Genomic DNA, 19,165 nt, shown 5'->3' with positions numbered 1-19,165 from the left:
TCGACTTTTTTAAAATGTCGCGTTCCATCCGCAGCCGCTCGTTCTCCTGGCGCAACACGGCGAGTTCCGAAGCCTGGTCCGCCGACATCGGCGTCGCCTGCGTGGTGGGGCGCCACGCCGCCGATGCCGGCTCGCGCCGGAGCTTATCGACCCAGCGCCGCAGCACTGAGTCGCGCAGACCGAGCTCCTTGGCTACCGACCCGATCGAGCGGCCGCTCGACACCACCAACCCCGCCGCCTCGCGCTTGTACTCTTCAGTAAACGACCGACGTGCACGTTCCATTCAACACCTCCAGGCTCAACGAGCCTACTACAGGTGTCCACTCATTCGGAGGAAGTTCAAGGCGAGCATGCTGCTCTCACCCTCCCCTGGAGGGGGAGGGTCGCTACGCATGCAGCGAAGCGGAATGCGTAGCGGGGTGGGGTGACGGTCTCTCCGCATCGAACGCTGCCCGAGTGGAGAGATCACCCCTCCCCGGCGCTTCGCGCCGACCCTCCCCCTCCAGGGGAGGGTAGGATCAGTGCGTCACGCGCCAGATCGTGCCGTTGCCATCCTCCGACACCAGCAGCGATCCGTCCTTTGCCACCGCCACTCCCACCGGCCTTCCCCAAACTTCCGTGTCGCTCACCACGAATCCCGTGACGAAATCCTCGTACTCCCCGGTCGGCTTGCCGTCCTTCATCCTGATCCGGATCACCTTGTAGCCCGTGCGCTTCGAGCGGTTCCAGGAGCCATGCTGAGCGGCGAACGCGTCGCCTTGATACTCCTGCGGAAACTGCGTGCCCTGGTAGAACGTCATGCCGAGCGATGCCGAATGCGGCTGAATCAGCACGTCGGGCACCGTCACCTTGTCCTTGAGATCCGGCCGCGCGCCCAAATGGCGCGGATCTTCATTGCTGCCGATGTAGAACCACGGCCAGCCATAGAAGGCGCCTTCCTTCACGCTGGTGACGTAATCAGGCACGAGATCGTCGCCGAGGCCGTCGCGCTCGTTGGTCGAGCACCAGGGCAGACCGGTCTGTGGCTGGACCGCAAGGCCGACGCAATTGCGGATGCCGGTGGCGTAGATCCTGCGCTCCTTGCCGTCAGGCGTGAAGGCCAGCACCGCCGCGCGCTCCGTCTCGCTGGCCCAGGCCGCGCCCAGCGGTTGCGCTTTCGACCACGCCTCCAGTCCGCCCGGCGGCATGCCAAGGCCTTCCGCGACATTGCTGAGCGAGCCGACCGAGACCAGCATGCGCTTGTTGTCGGGCGTGAAGACGATGTCGCGGGTGGAATGGCCGCCGTCATGCGGCAGGCTTGGCACGATCGTCTCGGCCTTGCCGCGCGCCTTGAGATCGCCGGCCTGATAGGGAATGCGGACGACGCTGTCGGTGTTGGCGACATAGACCCATTGCGGATTGTCGCCGTTCGGGAAGAAGGCGATGCCGAAAGGCTGGCGCAAGCCGCTGGCAAAGACATCGTTACTCGCGACCTTGCCGCCCTCGCCTGCGCGCAGCACGCGGATGGTGCCGGCCCGCGTCTCCGCAACGAAGACATCGCCGTTTGGCGCCACCCGCACGATGCGCGGCGTGCGCAGGCCTTCGGCGAACAGCTCGATCTTGAAGCCCACGGGCACCCGGAGTGCGGCCTCCGGCGGGCGCGGCACCACGCGCGACGAGCTCGCAACCGATCGCGTGGCGCCGGGCCTGACCAGATCCTGCGGCCGGATCAGCCTGATCGTGCCGGGCTTGTCGGCCTGCCAATCGCCATATGCGTCCTTGCCCTGCAACACGGGCTCGGCCTGTGCACCGGTCGCGGCCACGATCAAACCCGCAGCCAGCACCGCGGTCGAAATCCTGTTCTTCACGTCGTCATCCTCCCGGCCTGCACGTCGCAAACGTCAACGTCGATCGCCCCGCAAATGCTCCGCGGCAAGTTACACGCCGCCGAATTCCACGTCAGCCCGTGCTCGCACGATGTGCATCGGGTGCGTTCCATCGTACTGGAAAATGCGGCAGATCGATGCGACAGATGTGAGGGCGCGGCTGCACGTCGCGGTCAGCAAAGCCGTGGCATCGCCGCCACCATTGTTGGGGGCATCATGTGGGGATCCATCATATCGGAATGGGCGAGCCTGCTGCTCCGCTGGCTGCATGTGGTGGCGGCGATCGCCTGGATCGGCAGTTCCTTCTATTTCATCGCCCTCGATCTCAGCCTCAGACCGAGACGCGACCTGCCCGATGGCGTGCAGGGCGAGGCCTGGCAGGTCCATGGCGGCGGCTTCTACCGGATCATGAAATATCTGGTCGCCCCCAGCCAGATGCCGGACGAGCTGACCTGGTTCAAATGGGAGGCCTACACGACCTGGCTGTCCGGCTTCGCGCTGATGGTGGTGGTGTATTATCTCGAGGCCGACCTGTTCCTGGTCGACAAGTCGATCCTCGACCTCACGTCGTTCCAGGCCGGCCTGTTCAGCTTCGCGAGCCTCGCGCTGGCATGGCTGCTCTATGAGGCCGCCTGTCGCACCGGGCTGGCGCAGCGCGAATTGCCCTTTGCCATCGGCGGCTATCTGTTCCTGGTCGCGCTGACTTACGCCTTCACCCATGTGCTGAGCGGCCGCGGCGCCTTCAACCAGATCGGGGCGATCATCGGCACCATCATGGTCGCCAACGTCTTCGCGCTGATCATCCCGAACCAGAAGAAGATCGTGGCGGCGCTGATCGCGGGGCAGGCGCCCGATCCGAAGCTCGGCAAGGCCAGCAAGGAGCGCTCGGTCCACAACAATTATCTGACGCTTCCCGTCGTCGTGCTGATGATCAGCAACCACTATCCCCTGCTCTACGCCACGCGATTCAACTGGATCATCGTCGCGATCATCCTGGCGCTCGGCCCGGTGATCCGCCATTTCTTCAACGCGCGGCACGCCGGGCGCAAATCGCCATGGTGGGTGTGGGGCGTGGCGGCAATCGGCGTCATCGCGATCCTGTTCCTGTCCGCAGCCGGCCCTCGCGAAGTGAGGACGGGCGCGCTGTCAACCCAATCCACGCGCAATGCCGTCGAGGAGATCGTGATGTCCCGCTGCAGCATGTGCCACGCGGCCGAGCCGGTCTGGGCCGGGATCGTGACCGCGCCGAAGGGCATCCTGCTCGATACGCCCGAGCACATCCATCGCAACATCCGCCTGGTCGGCCGTGTCGCGGCCTGGTCCGGCGCAATGCCGCCGGGCAACATCACCGAGATGACCGGCGCGGAACGCGCGATCCTCGCCGCCTATCTCGAGCAGGCACACTGACCTGGTCATCCAACGGCGTCGCATTTCACGAAACGAAATTCCGCACCTCTCCCTCGATTTGAAAATGACTTGGCCGCCTATCCAGCGTAGACAGGATCAGCGGTAGTCCAAGTCAGTTTGCATTCGCGGGAAACGAACAGTGGCTCTCAAGAACGTCATCGGTATCGACCACGCCGTCATCATGGTGACGGACCTCGACAAGGCCGCCGAGAACTACCGGCGGCTCGGCTTCACCGTCTCCCCGCGCGGCACCCACAGCGCGCATATGGGCACCGGCAATTACACCATCATGTTCGATCCCGATTATATGGAGCTGCTCGGCGTGCTCGCGGCGACCGAGCACAACGTGCCGGCGCGGGCCTTTCTCGACAAGCGCGGCGAGGGCATCGAGCGCATCGCCTTCACCGCGGTCGATTCCGCCGCCGGCGCGGAGGAGATCCGCGCCCGTGGCCTGACGCCGATCGGCCCGACCGATTTCGAGCGGCCGGTGACGCTGCCAAACGGCACTGTCTCGGCGGCAAAATTCCGCACCTTCATGTGGCCGACCGCCGAAGCGCCCGGCGGCGTGCGCATCTTCGCCTGCCAGCACAAGACGCGCGAGACCGTGTGGATTCCCGAGCTGATGAGGCACGCCAACGCGGCGAAGCGGATCAAGCAGATTCTGATCGCAACGCCCGAGCCGGCGCAAGACGCCGCGCATCTCGGCCGGCTGATCGACCGCGAGCCCAAGGCGGAGCCCGACGGCGCCATGACCGTGGCCTCCGGCAGCGATCGCGCCGACTTCGTCTATCTCACGCTGGAGCAGCTCGGAAAGCGCTATCCGGGCGTTCCGCTCGGCGGCCTCGCCGAGCGCGGCGGCGCCGCGCTGGTGCTCGTCAGCGGCGATCTGGCGGCGACGGAGAAGGCGCTTGGTTCGGCTGCCGTGCGCAGCGGGCCTGCGGTCTGCGTGCCGCCGGCCAAGGCTAACGGCACCCTGCTCGCCTTCGTCCCGGCTGATTTGAAACCAATTCTTTAACGCGTGTTTACCCGGCGGCTGTAGGATTCCTGGCAATCCAAAGCCACCAGGGCCCAACGCATGTTCAAAGAGGGATCGCCGATCGCCTATGACGCGCCGGCCGAATTGAAGAAGTGGCCGTCGCTGAAGGGCGAGAGGCAGAAGGACCGGGGTCCGCCCTATCTCGTCTACAACGGCACGCTCGCCGACTGCGTCCGCGAGCTGATGGGCAAGCCCATCAAGGGCATCTCGCTCTACGACATCATGACGAAACCGCAGGCCGCTTTCGACCAGACCGTACTGTCGCCTGCCGACGCCGCCGAGATCGCGATGCGCAAGGATTTTCCCAAGGACTAGTTCGCCGCGCGCTTGCCGGCCGCCGTATCCCGCTGCTTCGAGGAGGATTCCGTCGGCGCATCGAGGAAGACGACGGGGATGCCGCGCTTGGCATTCTCGCCGATCACGCGCGCGTCCCAGTTGGTGAGCCTGACGCAGCCGTGCGATGCGGACTTGCTGACTCTGTCCGGCTCCGCCGTCCCGTGGATGCCGTAGCCCTGCGCCGACAGCCCGATCCAGTACGATCCGACGGGGCCATTGGGACCCGGCTTGATCTCGAAGGGCCTCTTGGATTTCACGCTCTTGAACTTGTATTCCGGATTGTAGCGATAGGTCGGCAGCTCATGGCTGCTGGTGACTTTCAGCGTCCCCGTCGGCGTCGGGCGATCCGGGCTGCCGATTGACGCCGGGTAGAACGCGACCAGCCGACCAGAGCCCTCGTAGGCCTTGAGCGTCGCCTGCGCCTTGTCGATCTCGATGCGAACGATGCGCGGAAGCTCCCGACGCGCCGCGACGTTGGCGACGACGATCGTCTCGCCGCTCCTGTCGAACGCCTTTCCCGGATTGAGCGCCTTCAACAGCTCTTCACTCATGTGGAATTTTTCAGCGAGCCCTTCGAGCGGGCTGGTGTAGCTCAGCGCCTCCAGTGACTTCATGTCCTCGAGCCTGGTTGGCAGCTTCTTGAGGAATGGCCCCTTCACATCCGCGTCGGCGATCTTGTAGTCGACGAGGACGGAACCTTCGCTGGCTGCGTTCAGCTTGTCCCAGAGTTCGGGCGCGATGGTCTTGTCGAAGCCAAGCCCGTTCTGCTCGGCGAAGGCCTTCAGCGCCTTCTGCGCGTTCTCGCCGAGCTTGCCGTCGATCTCGCCCGGAGAGAATTGCGCACGATCGAGCAAAATCTGAAGCTTCGTCACCGGCGCGCTGATCTTGTCGGCAGCTGGCAGCTTTTCCGGACGCGCTGCATCGTTCACGGCCTTCGCATCGAGATTGCCCGCGAGCGCCGGGCAGACGAACCACAGCGACATCACCACACCAAGCATCCATCGCATCATGATCGCTCGTCCCATTCCGAAAATAATGATCCGCAAATCGCGGGCAGTTTCTTTTTGGGAACACCGTACTAACACCGAAGGAACCGGCGAGACCGCAGCTTTGCCGCAATCGGAAGGTTAAGAACTTCCTAGCGCCGGCGCATCGCTGGCCGTTCATCCCACAGTTCGAGGTTGTCCCAGCAAATGCGATTTGTCGTCGCGGCTTGCGCCGCGTTTCTGCTTCTGATGTGCGACCTCGATCCGTCGGCGTCCCGGAAAACATCAACTTTCGACACCGCCACTCTTCAGAACAATCATGCCTCGCCACTGGTTCCGATGGTCGAACTCTTCCTCGCCAGCGTCCAGGCCATCGAGCTTGCCAACGCGCGCGCGGCGCATGAGGAAACGATCGAGCCACTGCGCGCGAGCGAACCTGTCGCAGAGGATCCCGTTTCGCCGACGGACAAATTCTGCCATGCGCTTCGCGAGGCCGCCGAGGCCAGCGGCATTCCCGTGCCGTTCTTTGCCCGCCTGCTCTGGCAGGAGAGCCGCTTCAAGTCCAACGAGGTCAGCCACGCCGGCGCCCAGGGCGTTGCGCAGTTCATGCCGGAGACGGCTGCCGAAGTCGGGCTCGACGATCCCTTCGATCCCATGAAGGCGCTGCCGGCCTCGGCAAAGTTCCTGCGCAAGCTGCGCGATGATTTCGGCAATCTCGGCCTTGCCGCAGCCGCCTACAATGCGGGCCCGGGCCGCATTCAGAAGTGGCTCGCCAAAGAGAGTGGGCTGCCGCGCGAGACGCGCGACTATGTCCGCATCATCACCGGCACCAAGGCCGAGGACTGGACCGAGCGTTCGGAGGCCATTGCAATCCGGATCGACCTGCCGCGCGAGGCGCCTTGCGAAGGTGTCGGCAGCCTCTCGAAGGCCAAGGACGTCGCCTGGGTTCCAGTCAACCTGACACCCTCGGTCACGCGCATCCTTGACAAAGCCGAGCAGCTCGCAGCCCGGGCGACGACGAACCGTGCGCGCAAGCGGTTTGCAACCCAGCTGCGGAACAATGTCGCGGCCCAGCGCAAGGGACGCAGCATGATCGCGGCACGCGCGGCCGGCAAGAGCGCGAAGGCGCGTGCCGTTCGCTTCGCATCGGGCGAACGGCCCTCCGGTTCGTGAGCGGAGCCGCCGCTTGCGCGGCTCCACGTTTCCGGAGAGAAAGCCGGAACGCTGCTGCACGGAACCACGCGATGCCATCGAAGAGTGCCGGGATCATCGCCTATCGGAGGCGCCGCAAGATCGAGGTTCTCCTCGTTCATCCCGGGGGGCCGTTCTGGCGCAACAAAGATCTCGGCGCATGGTCGATTCCCAAGGGGGAATATGCGGACGACGAAGATGCTGAGATCGCGGCGCGGCGCGAATTCGCAGAGGAGCTCGGGCTCGAGCTGTCCGGGCCGCTGACCGCGCTTGGTCAGGTCAAGCAGCGCGGCGGCAAGCTCGTCACCGCCTTCGCGGCCGAGCTCGATCTCGACGTGCGCAGCATTCGCAGCAACACGTTCGAGATGGAATGGCCGCCACGAAGCGGCCAACGGCAGACCTTCCCGGAAGTCGATCGTGCCGAATGGTTCACGCTCGAAGCGGCGCGGGAGAAGATCAACGCAGGCCAACGCCCCCTGCTCGACCGGCTGGCGCAGCTGGCGGGTGACGCGTAGAGACTCACTCCGCCTTGATGTTCGCGGCCGCCACGACCTCGGCAAGGTCCTTCGTCTCCTTCGCGATCTTGGCGGCGTAGTCGGCCGGGCTGAGCACGCTGACGACGCCTTGCGACCCCAGCTTCTCCGCGATTGCGGGATCCTTGGCCGCCGCGACGATTTCTCGGTGCAGCGTCTCCAGGATCGGCGCCGGCGTCGATTTCGGCATGAAGAAGCCGACCCAGAACGAGATGTCGAAGCCGGGATAGCCCGCTTCCGCGACGGTCGGCACGTCAGGCAGCGACGGCAGCCGCTCGGCCGAGGACACCGCGAGTGCGCGCAGCTTGCCGGCCTTGACCAGCGGCACGGCGGAGAGCGGATCGAACACCGCCAACACCTCCTGCGCGAGAATACCGACCTCGGCAGCCGAACCGCCGCGATAGGGCACGTGGATCAGCTTGATGCCGGCCTTCTGGCTGAGCAGCTCCATGGCGAGATGGGCAAGGTTGCCGTTGCCGCCCGAGCCGTAGGCCAGCGCCCCGGGCGCGGCCTTCGCCGCCGCGACGAGATCGGCGACGGTCTTGATGTCGGCCGTCCTGGGATTCTCCGGATTGACCACCAGCACCAGCGGCGCCGACACCACGGTGGTGAGCGGTGCGAAGTCCTTTTCCGGGTCGTAGCGGATATCCCTAAACAGCGTCCTGTTCAGCGTGATGGTCGAGGAGTTGCAGGCGAGCATGGTGTAGCCATCCGCATCGGCACGCGCGACGCCTTCGGCCGCGATCATGCCGTTGGCGCCGGCGCGGTTCTCGACCACGAAGGGCTGTCCGAGCTTGCTGCCGAGGCGATCGCCGACGATGCGCGCGACGACATCGACCGGACCGCCCGCGCTGAAGCCGACCATGACCTTGACCGGCCGCACCGGATATTTCTGCGCCATGACTTCGGTGGGCAGCACAGCGGCGCACAATCCGGCGATGACGGCCAGCAGGCGGACGGTTCGTTGCATCGGTTCTCTCCCCAGATCTCACCAGCGCTGCTTGTGCAGGCTTGTTGGTGCGACGCATTGGAGGATCATGAATAGCGGCCGCGCCGGATTTCGCAATCGCGTTCGCCCGCTTTCATTCCGCAGCACGGCAGGTCCGCACCTCCTACAGACAAAAAATGCGAAAACAACCCCATGCACAGTAGACGGCCTCAGTCGAAACAAGGACTTACGGCAGGGCCGCAAGCTTCGAATCCGACTTCGGATCGCACGAAATCGCAATTGACTCGTCGGGCAAAACAGGGGCATCCTGGCATCATCGCGATCCGCGTGAGCATCGGCCTTCACGACCATGTGGGTCTCGCTTCGGTCGCGCACAAGTCCTGCATCGACAACTAACAACGCAACCGCCGCACAGCAGCTGCGCGCGCCGGTTTCGCATCAGCGGAGCCTGCTGGCACGTGCCGTGGGCCCAAAGGATCTCTCGACATGACGACAACCCTGACACGCAACAGCACGATGCCCCTCGCCCGGTATGGCGGCAACCGGCCGAGCCCGCGGATCAAGCTCGACCGAAAAGACATCGTGATCCAGCATCCGGACGCCGAAACCGGCGAACGCTTGATGGGCGAGGCGCTCGGCGCCGTCGACCGCGACGCGCTGCACGGCATCCTCAAGCAATTGATGAAAGCCAGCGTGATCCTGCAGAAGCCCGACGAGGACAATCTCGCTTTCATGATCTCGATGGTGAAAGGCATCGCGCCCAGGGATTCGCTCGAGGCCATGCTGACGGCGCAGATGGTGTCCGTTCACGTCGCCACGATGCGCGCCGCATCTCGCCTTGCCTTCACCGAGGGCCTCTCGCAGCAGGAAGGCGCTTCGCGCACATTGACCAGGCTGGCCCGCACCTTCGCGGCGCAGATGGAAGCGCTCAACCGCCACCGCGGCAACGGCGAGCGTCCGATCACGGTGCAAAATCTGTCGGTGCAGGACGGCGGCAGCGCAATCGTGGGGAATGTCGCGCAGCATGCGCACCTGACCGTGGGTGAGCCGGGCACCGCGACAGACGCGGGACTGGTCCCATCCGACGAAGCCGGCGACTACCAGCACGACCGGACCGAAATATTGCGGGGCGCCACCGCATGAGTGTGGATCGGGTCCGCAACACGCGCGCAATGGCGGAGAGCCCGCGCTGCGGCGCCAGCACGCGCGGCGGCCTCGCCTGCCGCGCGCCGGCCGTGCGCGGCAAGCTGCGCTGCCGCATGCACGGCGGCGCCCTGGGATCGGGTGCGCCATGGGGCAACCGCAACGCGCGCAAGCACGGCGTCTTCACGCGGGACCGGATCACTGAGCAACGGGCGATCCAGGAACTGCTGGAGGATGCAGGAAAGCTGCTGGGGGAACTGGACTCGAATTAAAGCAAAGCAGGCCTGAGGCCGACAGTACCGCACGCCCGGCGCTTCGCCAGGACGGTCAGAAGCACCTGGCGAACGCCGTGCGGATTGCCGGCTGAAAGCACAATCCGGAATGAGGGGGGTCGCGATGCCGCCATTGGCGCTCACCTTACCATCATGTAAGCCATCCAAAACCCTTGCCGGGACGGAACCGCTCATGACCACAGCCGCCAACGACGCGGGCACCGCCACCCGCGTGCTGATCCTTGCGCTCGTGGCGCTCGCCTGCGGCCACATGCTCTCGACCCTGCTGCGCACCATTCCGGCCGTCAGCCTCGACCTCATGGCGGCAGATTTCCATCTCGAGCCACAGGCGCTGGCGAGCCTCACCTCGATTTATCCCTTCGCTTTCGCCGCGGCGCAGATCCCGGTCGGGGCGGCAATGGATCGCTTCGGCGTGCGACCGGTGTCGCTGAGCCTGCTGGCGGGGACCGTGCTCGGCGCGGTCGCCTCGGGGTTTGCCACCGGCCCTGCGAGCTTCGCGGTCGGGCAGTTCATGCTGGGGGTCGCCACCTCGGGCATGCTGATGTGCCCGATGACGCTGGCGGCGAAGCAATTGTCTGCGGCGCGGTTCGGGTTGTGGTCCGGCGCGATCCTCTCGATCGGCAATATCGGCATGCTGCTGTCGGCGAGCCCGCTCGCCCTCGTGGTCGACACTTGGGGTTGGCGCGCCGGGTTCTGGATGTCCGCGCTCGGCGGCGTCGCGGTCGCGCTCGCCGTGTTCGCGCTGGTGCCGCATCAGCCGGCCGAGCAAAAGGACGAGTCCTCGCCGGTGTTGCAGATGATCGAGGTGCTCAGGCTCGGCCTCTCGCGGCCCTTGCGCGGCCTGATCGCGCTGGCGCTGGTGTCGCTGGCGACCTCCCTGGTGCTGCGCGGCCTGTGGGGTGGACCGTGGCTGATGCAGGTGAAGGGATTGTCGCGGGTCGAGGCCGGCAATCAGCTTGGCGCATTCACGCTGGCCATGATCATAGGTCCGCTTGTCATCGGCATGATCGACCGCCGGCTCGGCCGGCGTCGCGCGCTGGTGGCGGGCTCGCATATGGCCGGAGCGCTGCTGCTGGCACTGATGGGGCTAGGCGCGCCGCTCTACGCGGTCTCTGTGATGTTCGGCGTGCCCGTGATGCCGCCGCAATACGACCTCGTGCTGTTCGTGCTGATCGGTCTTGCGACCTCCGCCCAGCCGCTGCTGTTCGGCATGTCCAGGCAGCTGGTCGACGCGCAAACCGCGGGCAAGGCGCTGGCCGCGATCAACCTCGCCTTCTTCCTCGGCGCGGCGCTGATGCAGTCGATGACGGGCGCGGTGGCAGCGCTCGCGGGACTCCCGGCCGTGCTGCTGTTCATGGCTGCCATGCTGGCACTCGGCGTCGTGATGTTTTTGACTTACACGACTGCGAATCCGTAGGATGGGTAGAGCGAAGCGAAACCCATCGTTCTTGCGGAGAGGTGATGGGTTTCGCTTCGCTCTACCCATCCTACGAATCTGCATCAGGGGAATTCGAGTCCATGCCCGTCGACACCAAAGCCGCCACCGACCGTCTCATGCGCTTTCTCTCGGTCGAAGGCGTGACCGGACAGGAGGCGGCGATCGGGCGCGAGCTCATGGCCGCGCTGAAGGAGAGCGGCGTGCCGGCGAAGGCGATGCGGCTCGACGATGCCAACACCCGCATTCCCGTGCCGACCGAGACCGGCAACCTCATCGTCGACCTGCCCGGCCGCGGCGCGCTGCACAACCAACCGCGCATCATGTTCATGACGCACATGGACACCGTACCGCTCTGCGCCGGCGCCAAGCCGAAACTGTCCGGGCGCAAGATCGTCAACGAGGCCAGGACCGCGCTCGGCGGCGACAATCGCTGCGGCTGCGGCGTGCTGGTGACGCTGGCCGCTGAGCTCGAAAAGCAGAAGCTCGATCATCCGCCGATCACGCTGCTGTTCTGCGTGCGCGAGGAGAGCGGGCTCTATGGCGCCCGCCACGTCAAGCTGGACGCGCTCGGCAAGCCGGTGATGGCGTTCAATTATGACGGCGGCTCCGCGTCCAACGTCGTCATCGGGGCCGTCGGCGCCGACCGCTGGAGCGTCGAGATCTTCGGCCGCGCCTCGCATGCCGGCGTCGCGCCGGAGCGCGGCATCTCCGCGACCATGATCATGGCGCTGGCGCTCGCCGACGTGAAGGCCGGCGGCTGGTTCGGCAAGGTGGTGAAGGGCAAGCGGCAGGGCAAAAAGGAAGGCACCAGCAATGTCGGCCCCGTCACCGGCGGCGAGGGCCGCCCCGCGGGCGATGCCACCAACGTCGTCACCGATTACGTGCATGTGCGCGGCGAGAGCCGCAGCCACGACGGCAAATTCTTCAAGGAGATCACCAGGGCCTACAAGGCCGCGTTCGATAAGGCGGCCAAGAAGGTGACGAATGCGCAAGGCAAGTCCGGTAAGGTCAAGTTCAAGGCCGAGACCGACTATTATCCGTTCCGCATGAAGGACAGCCAACCCGTGATCAAGCGCGCGGTCGAGGCCGTGACCGCGGTCGGCGGCACGCCGAACGTCCGCACCGCCAATGGCGGCTTAGATGCCAATTGGATGGTCCGTCACGGCATTCCGACCGTGACCTTCGGCGCAGGGCAGAACGAGGCGCACACGGTCGACGAATGGATCAATCTCGACGAATACGACCGCGCCTGCGCACTGGCGGTGCAACTTGCGACGATGCGGTGAGTTGGGTTTGGAGGGCGTAGGATGGGTAGAGCGCAGCGAAACCCATCGTCCCCCGCGAAGACGAAGATGATGGGTTTCGCTGCGCTCTACCCATCCTACAAAAAGAAAAACAGGGAGGCACCATGCCGCGCATCGCCAGTATCGAGACCGGACTCTACCGGATCCCCCTCCCGATCACGCTGTCGGATTCCACCCATGGCGAGATCACCGCGTTCGAGCTGATCACCTGCCGCATCCGCGATGCCGATGGTGCCGAGGGTGTCGGCTACACCTATACGGTGGGACGCAACGGCGGGGCTGTGGCAGACATCCTCAAGCGCGAGATCCCGCCGCTGGTCGAGGGCCGCGAGGCCGACGACACCGAGGCGATCTGGCAGCAGGTCTGGTGGGCGCTGCACTATGGCGGCCGCGGCGGGCCGGTGGTGCTGGCGCTCTCCGCGCTCGACATCGCGCTGTGGGATTTGAAGGCGCGGCGCGCCAAGCTGCCGCTGTATCGATTGCTCGGCGGCTTCGACGCACGGGTGCCATGCTATGCCGGCGGCATCGACCTCGATCTCTCCGTGGATGAGCTGCTCGCGCAGACCGACGGCAATCTCGCCAAGGGCTTTCGCGCCATCAAGATGAAGGTCGGCCGGCCCGACCTCAAGTCCGACGTCGCCAAGGTCTCCGCGATGCGGCAGCATCTCGGCGACGGCTTTCCGCTGATGGCGGACGCCAACATGAAGTGGACGGTCGAGGAAGCAATCCGCGCGGCACGTGCTTTCGTTCCTTACGACCTCACCTGGCTGGAAGAGCCGATCATCCCCGACGACGTCGCCGGGCACGCGCGCATCATGCAGGCCGGCGGCGTGCCGATCGCGGCGGGCGAGAATCTGCGCTCGCTGTGGGAGTTCAAGAACTACATCGTATCGGGCGCGGTGTCCTATCCCGAGCCCGACGTCACCAATTGCGGCGGCGTTTCCGCCTTCATGAAGATCGCGCGGCTGGCGGAAGCCTTCAACCTGCCTGTCACCAGCCACGGCGCCCACGACATCACCGTGCATTTGCTCGCGGCCTGCCCGAACCGCTCCTATCTGGAGGCACACGGCTTTGGGCTGGACAAATACATCGAGCATGCGCTGGTGCTCGAGGACGGCAAAGCGCTGGCGCCGGACCGGCCCGGCCACGGCATCAGCTTCGACTGGAAGGGGCTGGCGAAGCTGGCCGCGTAGAGCACGCCGTCATGCCCGGGCTTGTCCCGGGCATCCACGTTCGTTATGCCGAGAGGAAGAGTGGATGGCCGGGTCAAGCTCGGCCATGACGATGTGGCTGCACGCGAGGCATTCCAAGGCGCCAGGTGCATCACCGCGATAATTCGTTATGGTGACGACAATCGACACCTTGCGAGAGAGCGTTGCCTTGACACCCGAGCTGCACCAGAAGCTGACCGCGTGGCGCCGTCACCTTCATGCCCACCCGGAGCTGTCGCTCCAGGAAAAAGCCACCGCCGCCTTCGTGCAGGACAGGCTCACCGAACTCGGCATTCCGTTCGAGGCAGGGATCGGCGGGCACGGCATCGTCGCGACGTTGACGCGTGGCCACGCACGAAGCCGGGTCGGGCTGCGCGCCGACATGGATGCGCTGCCGATCACCGAGGATACCGGCCTGCCCTATGCGTCCAAGACGCCGGGCGTGATGCATGCCTGCGGCCATGACGGCCACACCGCCGCGCTGCTCGGCGCTGCCGCGCTGCTCGCCACGGATACCAGCTGGAGCGGCACGGTCGATCTCATCTTTCAGCCGGCGGAGGAAGGTTTTGGCGGCTCGCGGGCGATGGTCGCGGCCGGACTGTTCGATCGCTTTCCGATGCAGCGGGTGTTCGGCTTCCACAATTGGCCCGGCCTTGCCGCCGGCACCATCGCCGTGCACGACGGCGTCGTCATGGCCTCCGGCGGCCGCATCACCATCACCATCGAGGGACATGCCGGCCACGCCGGCATGCCGCATCTGACGCGCGATCCGGTGGTGGCGGCCGGCCATCTGATCGTGGCGCTGCAATCGGTCGTGGCGCGGGGCGTCGATCCGCTCGACACCGCCGTGCTGTCGCTCTCCACCATCGAAGGCGGCACCGCGCCGAACCAGATCGCCGGACGCGTCACCATCCGCGGCACGCTGCGCTACCACCGCGAAGCGGTCAAGGACGTCATCCTCGACGGCATCGAGCGTAGCTGTGCCGGAATCGCGACCAGCTTCGGCGTCAAGGTCACGCCCGAGATCGTCTGGGGGGTGGGTGTGGTGGTCAACACGCCTGATGAAGCGGACCTCGCGCGCATCGCTGCGGAAAAGGTCCGGGCGCCGGTGCGGCGCGACCTCGCGCCCAGCATGGCCGGCGAGGATTTTGCCCATTATCTCCAGCAGCGGCCGGGCGCCTTCGTCTGGATCGGCAACGGCGAATTGCGCGACGGTGCCGAGCTGCATGGCCCGCGCTACGATTTCAACGACGCCATCCTGCCCGTGGCGTCGAGCTGGATGGCCGAGGTGGCCAAGGCGGCGCTGGCGTCGAACTGATCTACGCCGCCACGCCGACAGCAACATATCTTGCGGATGAACGTTGCCTCCAACGAGGCGCGGCCTCCCGCCGCGCTCAACGGATGGCAGATCGATGGCGCGCGTTCTGATCGGAACTTCGGGCTGGCATTACGATTCCTGGCGCGGCCCGTTCTTTCCGGAGGGCGTGACGCTGAAGCAGCAGCTCAGCTACTACGCCGGACAGTTCGACACCACGGAGCTGAACGGCGTGTTCTACCGCACGCCGACGCCCGAAGCGGTGAAGGGATGGCGCGAGCAGACCGGGCGGGATTTCGTCTTCGCCTGGAAGGCCTCGAAATTCATCACGCATTGGAAGCGGCTGTCGGAGCGCTCCGTCAACAGCCTCGAGCTGCTGGAGGACCGCATCTCCAGGCTCGGCGGCAAGGCCGGCCCGATCCTGTTCCAGCTGCCGCCGCAATTCGAGGCGAACCCCGATCGCCTTGCATCCTTCTTCAAGCTGCTGTCGCGGAAGCGGCGTTACAGCTTCGAATTCCGGCATCCGAGCTGGTATCAGCCGCGCATCCTGCGCATGCTGGCGGACGAGAACATCTCGCTCTGCCTGTCCGACCATCACGACGCGCCGGCGCCGTGGAAGCGCACGGCGGACTTCGTTTATGTGCGCGGGCACGGGCCGAGCGGCCGCTATCACGGTCACTATACCAAGCGCGCGCTGGCGCAGTGGGCCAAGCGCATCAAGTCCTGGAAGCGGCAGGGCTGCGACGTCTATGTCTATTTCGACAATGACCAGAAGAGCGCCGCCCCAGCCGATGCGCTGGCGCTGAAGCGGCTGCTGCGATGCTAGATGATGCCGCCTTGCCGAAGCGCCGCAATCTCCGCTTCGTCATAGCCGAGCTCTTTGAGGACGAGATCGGTGTGCTCCCCGAGCATCGGCGGGCGGCTTGCGATTTCGCCCGGCGTCTCCGACAGCCGGACCGCGGCCCGTGTCACCGGGGCCGGGCTCGGCAGGCCGGGATAGTCGACGTCCTGCATGAAGCCGGCGGCACGGATGTGCGGATGATCCAGCGCCTGTTGCGGCGAGAGTACGGGGCCGGTCGGAATCATGGCCTGGCCCAGCGTATCGACGGCCTCCTGCGTGGTGCGCTCGGCGCACCAGCGCGCCATCCGCTCGCTGATGATGCGGCCGTTGTTGCCGCGGCTGATATCGTCGGCAAAGCGCGGATCGTTCAGCCATACGTCCTCCTCGCCCATCAGCCGCGCCCAGCGCTTGAACAGCGGATGGCCCGTGACCTGGCACAGCACCCAGCCGTCCCTGGTGCGGTAGATGTCGGCGGGAGCCGCGGTCTGGCCGAGATTGCCGGTCGGCACGCGATTGACGTTGATCAGCGCCTGCTCGATCAGCGTCGCATTGGTGAAGGACAACGCGGTTGCGAGCAGCGCGCCCTCCACGATTTGCCCGCGCCCGGACTTGCCGCGCTCGATCAGGGCGGCAAGCGTGCCGAACGCGCAATGCAGCGCGGTGCCGAAATCGACCCAGTTCACCGCGGCGCGGTACGGCGGATCGCCTGCGCCCGTCATGTACACCGATCCGGACATCACCTGCCCGACACCGTCGAAGCCGACGCGGTCGGACCAGGGGCCGGGACCGCCGAACGCGGTCGCCGTGGTCAGGATGATATCGGGCTTGATCGCCTTCAAGGACTCGTAGTCCAGCTTCATCGCGCGCAGGGTCTGCGGTGGCAGATTGGCGACGACGACGTCTGCGGTCGCCACCAGGCGGCGCATCACCTCCTGCCCTTCAACCTTCATCGGGTCGAGCGTGACGCATTTCTTGTTGCGGTTGACCTGGAGGAACAGCGCGCCTTCGCCGTTCTCGCCGACCGGCGCCACGAAGCGGTCTTCGCTGCCGTCGCGCTTCTCGACGCGAATGACCTCGGCGCCGAATTCGGCCAGCAGCGTCGCGCAATAGGGCCCGGCGATATAGCGCCCGAAATCGAGCACACGCACGCCCTCCAAGACTCCTCCCATCGATCCCTTCCCTGTTGTTTGTTGCAGATTACAGGGAAAGGCTGCCGGGGCAAGCTGGGAAGCGGAATGCAGATGCGGCTTTCGTCATCGCATCGCGAACAGCTCCTGATGAAACCGCAGTTCGACAGGAAAGCCGTGCGCACGGAAGTCCCGCCTGAGCGCCTCCCCGAAAGCCGCCGGACCGCAAAACCAGATGCTCGCCTCGCGCCATTGCGGTACGGCTTCGCGAATGCGGTCGCCGGTCAAGCGGCCATCACGGGCGTCGATAAGAACGTGGAGACGAACATTTGCCGAGCGCGCATCTGCTGCAAGCTTGCCGAGGGCTTCTTCATCCACATCAGCGGTGGTGTGAAAGAGGTCAACCGCCTGCGCGACAGAGCAACCGGGAACGTTCTTCATGGCCGCCTGTTTCATGCGGGCAACGAAGGGCGTGATGCCGATACCACCGCCGATCCAGATCTGATGCGAGCAATCGTCGTCGAAGGTGAAGCAGCCATAGGGCCCTTCCACCTTCACCTCCTGCCCGACACGGAGCTTCTCCCGTAGCCGGCTGGTGTGGTCGCCAAGTTCCTTGGTGATGAAGATGATTCTGGGGTCTGCAGCGTTCCAGCCGGAGGCGATCGTGTAGGGATGCGCGCCCTCGGAGAGGTCGGACGTGGCGAATGCGAACTGGCCCGGCCTATGCCCGGGCCAGCCATGGGGCACCTCGATCTCGGTCTCGATTGCTCTGACGCCGGGATAATATTTGAGCGAGGTGATCCTGCCCTGGACCTGGCGTTGGGCGCCAACGCGTCGCAACAGCGTCACGGCCGCCGCCCACGTTCCGACGGCAAGCAGCGCCGCGACGATCCAGCCGAGCGGCGACATCCAGTAGCTGAACTTCATCAGTATGACCGCATGAAAGACCAGGACCAGATAGGCGACGGCGAGGAGCCGATGCGTCTTGTAGAACAGCCGATAGGGAAACATTTGGATGAGCGCCAAAGCGATCAGCACCACGGTGCCGTAGAAGGCCCATTCGCCCAGCCCCTCCGCGGGCTCACGAAGGCCGTTGAAGAAGGCCTCGATCGGATTGTCGATGGCGGGCCTTGGTCCACGCCGCGGTCGGGTCAGCAGACCCCAACCGACCGCCCATTTCGGACCATTGGCCCAGAGCCAATGGGGAACCGCCGTCACGAGGGCCGCGATCCCGAACCATTTGTGCAAGCGGTACATCTTGTCGAGACCGCCCAGCCACGCCTCCGGCCAACGCGGCCGCAGCGCGAGGATCATCGCCATGCTCATGCAACCGATGGCAAGGACGCCGCTCAACTGGACCATCCTCTCGCGCAGCGGGAAGAAGGGGCCCGAGCCGAAGGGCTGGGGCTCCGCGACCAGCCACAGCAGGACGAGAACCACCAGAGTGCCCCAAAATGCGCGCTTGAGCTTCTGCATGGCGTCCTTCCTTCAGAGTTGCCCAGCTTGAGCCAATCGCGCTGCGTTGCATTGAGCTGACTCAAAGCTCGTTCATGATGGGCTGCATTGGCCGACGACGGTCTGGCGCCTGGCTCCCGCCGCATCCTGCGTCGTGGGGCCGCAGCTCGTTCAGCTCGCGACTTTGCTCCAGCACAAACTGCCACCCGTCGCGAATCCCCATCTGGATGCAGGAAGCTCTCCGGAGGAAATCCATGATGATCCCGACCAAATCGTTCGCGCTGACCGCCCTCGCACTCTGTCTTGCCGTCGGACAGCCTGCCCTCGCCGCCGGGCCACACGCGCACGAAGGACCAACCGCGACCGCCCGGTCGCAGCTCGACCACGGCAAGAAGTGGCCGACCGACGATGTCCTGCGCCGCGGCATGACCGACATCGCTCTCGCGATAAGGCAATCGCTGGCGCCCATTCACAGCAACGTGTTTACGCCTGCGCAATATGAGGCTCTGGCCGCGCGAATCCAGGCGCAGGTCGATGACGTCGTGGCAAACTGCAAGCTGCCCGAGCCGGCCGATCAGCAGCTCCATCTCGTTCTCGAGCAGATCATCGACGGTGCCGCCAAGATGAAGAGCGGCACCGGCCGCGATCAGGGAGCCGTGAAGATCGTGCAGGCGCTCGCACAATACGGCCGGAATTTCGACCACGCCGACTGGCGACCGCTGGAACACTGAGATC

The 19,165-nt window shown here is 65.5% G+C and carries 19 protein-coding genes; 13 read left to right on the top strand and 6 right to left on the bottom strand.

Annotated elements, in window-relative coordinates:
• Together K410_RS40355 and K410_RS0111975 are read right to left on the bottom strand one after the other, a co-directional pair.
• On the bottom strand, nucleotides 1-283 hold a 283-nt coding region (locus K410_RS40355), incomplete at its 3' end, for an IS3 family transposase (protein WP_049820020.1).
• 235 nt (nucleotides 284-518) lie between these two features.
• Nucleotides 519-1,847, bottom strand: coding sequence for a PQQ-dependent sugar dehydrogenase (locus K410_RS0111975; RefSeq protein WP_028135071.1), 1,329 nt, complete (start codon nucleotides 1,845-1,847; stop codon nucleotides 519-521).
• 234 nt (nucleotides 1,848-2,081) lie between these two features.
• Here K410_RS0111975 and K410_RS0111970 point away from each other — a divergent pair, with 234 nt between their 5' ends.
• The 3 genes from K410_RS0111970 to K410_RS0111960 all read left to right on the top strand — a co-directional run bounded on the left by K410_RS0111970 (nucleotide 2,082) and on the right by K410_RS0111960 (nucleotide 4,623).
• Nucleotides 2,082-3,272 carry a urate hydroxylase PuuD gene (locus tag K410_RS0111970; RefSeq protein WP_028135070.1) on the top strand — a complete coding sequence of 397 codons (1,191 nt, stop codon included), beginning with the start codon at nucleotides 2,082-2,084 and terminating at the stop codon, nucleotides 3,270-3,272.
• Between the two features lie 139 nt (nucleotides 3,273-3,411).
• Entirely contained in the window at nucleotides 3,412-4,287 is an 876-nt protein-coding gene (locus K410_RS0111965) for a VOC family protein (protein ID WP_028135069.1), read from the top strand.
• Nucleotides 4,288-4,347: 60 nt separating this feature from the next.
• On the top strand, nucleotides 4,348-4,623 hold the full coding sequence (locus K410_RS0111960) for a hypothetical protein (protein WP_028135068.1): 276 nt from the start codon (nucleotides 4,348-4,350) through the stop codon (nucleotides 4,621-4,623).
• Here K410_RS0111960 and K410_RS0111955 read toward each other — a convergent pair.
• A complete protein-coding gene (locus K410_RS0111955; protein WP_028135067.1) occupies nucleotides 4,620-5,654 on the bottom strand; it encodes a L,D-transpeptidase family protein in 1,035 nt (344 codons plus the stop codon). The two genes, K410_RS0111960 and K410_RS0111955, sit on opposite strands and share 4 nt — an antisense overlap.
• A 183-nt stretch (nucleotides 5,655-5,837) precedes the next feature.
• On the opposite strand from K410_RS0111955, the gene K410_RS0111950 reads away from it, so the two are divergent.
• Both K410_RS0111950 and K410_RS0111945 read left to right on the top strand, forming a co-directional pair.
• On the top strand, nucleotides 5,838-6,803 hold the full coding sequence (locus K410_RS0111950) for a lytic transglycosylase domain-containing protein (RefSeq protein WP_028135066.1): 966 nt from the start codon (nucleotides 5,838-5,840) through the stop codon (nucleotides 6,801-6,803).
• A 71-nt stretch (nucleotides 6,804-6,874) separates the two neighbouring features.
• Nucleotides 6,875-7,336, top strand: coding sequence for an NUDIX hydrolase (locus tag K410_RS0111945; RefSeq protein ID WP_028135065.1), 462 nt, complete (start codon nucleotides 6,875-6,877; stop codon nucleotides 7,334-7,336).
• A gap of 4 nt (nucleotides 7,337-7,340) precedes the next feature.
• On the opposite strand, the gene K410_RS0111940 is transcribed toward K410_RS0111945, so the two are convergent.
• Nucleotides 7,341-8,324, bottom strand: coding sequence for a Bug family tripartite tricarboxylate transporter substrate binding protein (locus tag K410_RS0111940; protein ID WP_028135064.1), 984 nt, complete (start codon nucleotides 8,322-8,324; stop codon nucleotides 7,341-7,343).
• A gap of 465 nt (nucleotides 8,325-8,789) precedes the next feature.
• On the opposite strand from K410_RS0111940, the gene K410_RS40350 reads away from it, so the two are divergent.
• The 7 genes from K410_RS40350 to K410_RS0111905 all read left to right on the top strand — a co-directional run bounded on the left by K410_RS40350 (nucleotide 8,790) and on the right by K410_RS0111905 (nucleotide 15,833).
• Nucleotides 8,790-9,446, top strand: a complete 657-nt coding sequence (locus K410_RS40350) for a hypothetical protein (RefSeq protein WP_028135063.1) — start codon at nucleotides 8,790-8,792, stop codon at nucleotides 9,444-9,446.
• On the top strand, nucleotides 9,443-9,718 hold the full coding sequence (locus K410_RS0111930) for an HGGxSTG domain-containing protein (protein ID WP_028135062.1): 276 nt from the start codon (nucleotides 9,443-9,445) through the stop codon (nucleotides 9,716-9,718). Before K410_RS40350 ends, K410_RS0111930 begins: the two co-directional genes overlap by 4 nt.
• Nucleotides 9,719-9,911: 193 nt before the next feature.
• Nucleotides 9,912-11,156, top strand: a complete 1,245-nt coding sequence (locus K410_RS0111925; protein WP_028135061.1) for an MFS transporter — start codon at nucleotides 9,912-9,914, stop codon at nucleotides 11,154-11,156.
• A gap of 101 nt (nucleotides 11,157-11,257) precedes the next feature.
• Entirely contained in the window at nucleotides 11,258-12,463 is a 1,206-nt protein-coding gene (locus tag K410_RS0111920) for a M20/M25/M40 family metallo-hydrolase (RefSeq protein WP_028135060.1), read from the top strand.
• 122 nt (nucleotides 12,464-12,585) lie between these two features.
• Complete coding sequence (locus tag K410_RS0111915; protein ID WP_028135059.1) at nucleotides 12,586-13,674, top strand: mandelate racemase/muconate lactonizing enzyme family protein; 1,089 nt, start codon at nucleotides 12,586-12,588, stop codon at nucleotides 13,672-13,674.
• Nucleotides 13,675-13,861: 187 nt separating this feature from the next.
• Nucleotides 13,862-15,010, top strand: coding sequence for an amidohydrolase (locus K410_RS0111910; RefSeq protein WP_028135058.1), 1,149 nt, complete (start codon nucleotides 13,862-13,864; stop codon nucleotides 15,008-15,010).
• A 94-nt stretch (nucleotides 15,011-15,104) separates the two neighbouring features.
• On the top strand, nucleotides 15,105-15,833 hold the full coding sequence (locus K410_RS0111905) for a DUF72 domain-containing protein (RefSeq protein ID WP_028135057.1): 729 nt from the start codon (nucleotides 15,105-15,107) through the stop codon (nucleotides 15,831-15,833).
• Here the strand turns inward: K410_RS0111905 and K410_RS0111900 are convergent.
• On the bottom strand, nucleotides 15,830-17,017 hold the full coding sequence (locus K410_RS0111900) for a CaiB/BaiF CoA transferase family protein (protein WP_028135056.1): 1,188 nt from the start codon (nucleotides 17,015-17,017) through the stop codon (nucleotides 15,830-15,832). The two genes, K410_RS0111905 and K410_RS0111900, sit on opposite strands and share 4 nt — an antisense overlap.
• 84 nt (nucleotides 17,018-17,101) lie before the next feature.
• Nucleotides 17,102-18,451, bottom strand: a complete 1,350-nt coding sequence (locus K410_RS0111895; protein WP_028135055.1) for a ferredoxin reductase family protein — start codon at nucleotides 18,449-18,451, stop codon at nucleotides 17,102-17,104.
• Nucleotides 18,452-18,684: 233 nt separating this feature from the next.
• Between K410_RS0111895 and K410_RS0111885 the strand changes: the two genes are divergently transcribed.
• Complete coding sequence (locus tag K410_RS0111885) at nucleotides 18,685-19,161, top strand: hypothetical protein (RefSeq protein ID WP_245269363.1); 477 nt, start codon at nucleotides 18,685-18,687, stop codon at nucleotides 19,159-19,161.
• The last annotated feature ends 4 nt before the right edge of the window (nucleotides 19,162-19,165 follow it).

Source organism: Bradyrhizobium sp. 22, from assembly GCF_000482425.1.
Classification (GTDB): Bacteria; Pseudomonadota; Alphaproteobacteria; order Rhizobiales; family Xanthobacteraceae; genus Bradyrhizobium; species Bradyrhizobium japonicum_B.
The sequence above is the reverse complement of the archived record's forward strand: the minus strand, read 5'-3'. Positions and strand labels throughout refer to the sequence as shown.

Bases quoted from the DNA above. Each gene is read 5' to 3' on its own strand.
- K410_RS0111970 (WP_028135070.1), top strand. From the start codon at position 2,082: ATGTGGGGATCCATCATATCGGAATGGGCGAGCCTGCTGCTCCGCTGG.
- K410_RS0111960 (WP_028135068.1), top strand. From the start codon at position 4,348: ATGTTCAAAGAGGGATCGCCGATCGCCTATGACGCGCCGGCCGAATTG.
- K410_RS0111955 (WP_028135067.1), bottom strand. From the start codon at position 5,654: ATGATGCGATGGATGCTTGGTGTGGTGATGTCGCTGTGGTTCGTCTGC.
- K410_RS0111950 (WP_028135066.1), top strand. From the start codon at position 5,838: ATGCGATTTGTCGTCGCGGCTTGCGCCGCGTTTCTGCTTCTGATGTGC.
- K410_RS0111945 (WP_028135065.1), top strand. From the start codon at position 6,875: ATGCCATCGAAGAGTGCCGGGATCATCGCCTATCGGAGGCGCCGCAAG.
- K410_RS0111940 (WP_028135064.1), bottom strand. From the start codon at position 8,324: ATGCAACGAACCGTCCGCCTGCTGGCCGTCATCGCCGGATTGTGCGCC.
- K410_RS40350 (WP_028135063.1), top strand. From the start codon at position 8,790: ATGACGACAACCCTGACACGCAACAGCACGATGCCCCTCGCCCGGTAT.
- K410_RS0111930 (WP_028135062.1), top strand. From the start codon at position 9,443: ATGAGTGTGGATCGGGTCCGCAACACGCGCGCAATGGCGGAGAGCCCG.
- K410_RS0111925 (WP_028135061.1), top strand. From the start codon at position 9,912: ATGACCACAGCCGCCAACGACGCGGGCACCGCCACCCGCGTGCTGATC.
- K410_RS0111920 (WP_028135060.1), top strand. From the start codon at position 11,258: ATGCCCGTCGACACCAAAGCCGCCACCGACCGTCTCATGCGCTTTCTC.
- K410_RS0111915 (WP_028135059.1), top strand. From the start codon at position 12,586: ATGCCGCGCATCGCCAGTATCGAGACCGGACTCTACCGGATCCCCCTC.
- K410_RS0111905 (WP_028135057.1), top strand. From the start codon at position 15,105: ATGGCGCGCGTTCTGATCGGAACTTCGGGCTGGCATTACGATTCCTGG.
- K410_RS0111900 (WP_028135056.1), bottom strand. From the start codon at position 17,017: ATGGGAGGAGTCTTGGAGGGCGTGCGTGTGCTCGATTTCGGGCGCTAT.
- K410_RS0111895 (WP_028135055.1), bottom strand. From the start codon at position 18,451: ATGCAGAAGCTCAAGCGCGCATTTTGGGGCACTCTGGTGGTTCTCGTC.
- K410_RS0111885 (WP_245269363.1), top strand. From the start codon at position 18,685: ATGATGATCCCGACCAAATCGTTCGCGCTGACCGCCCTCGCACTCTGT.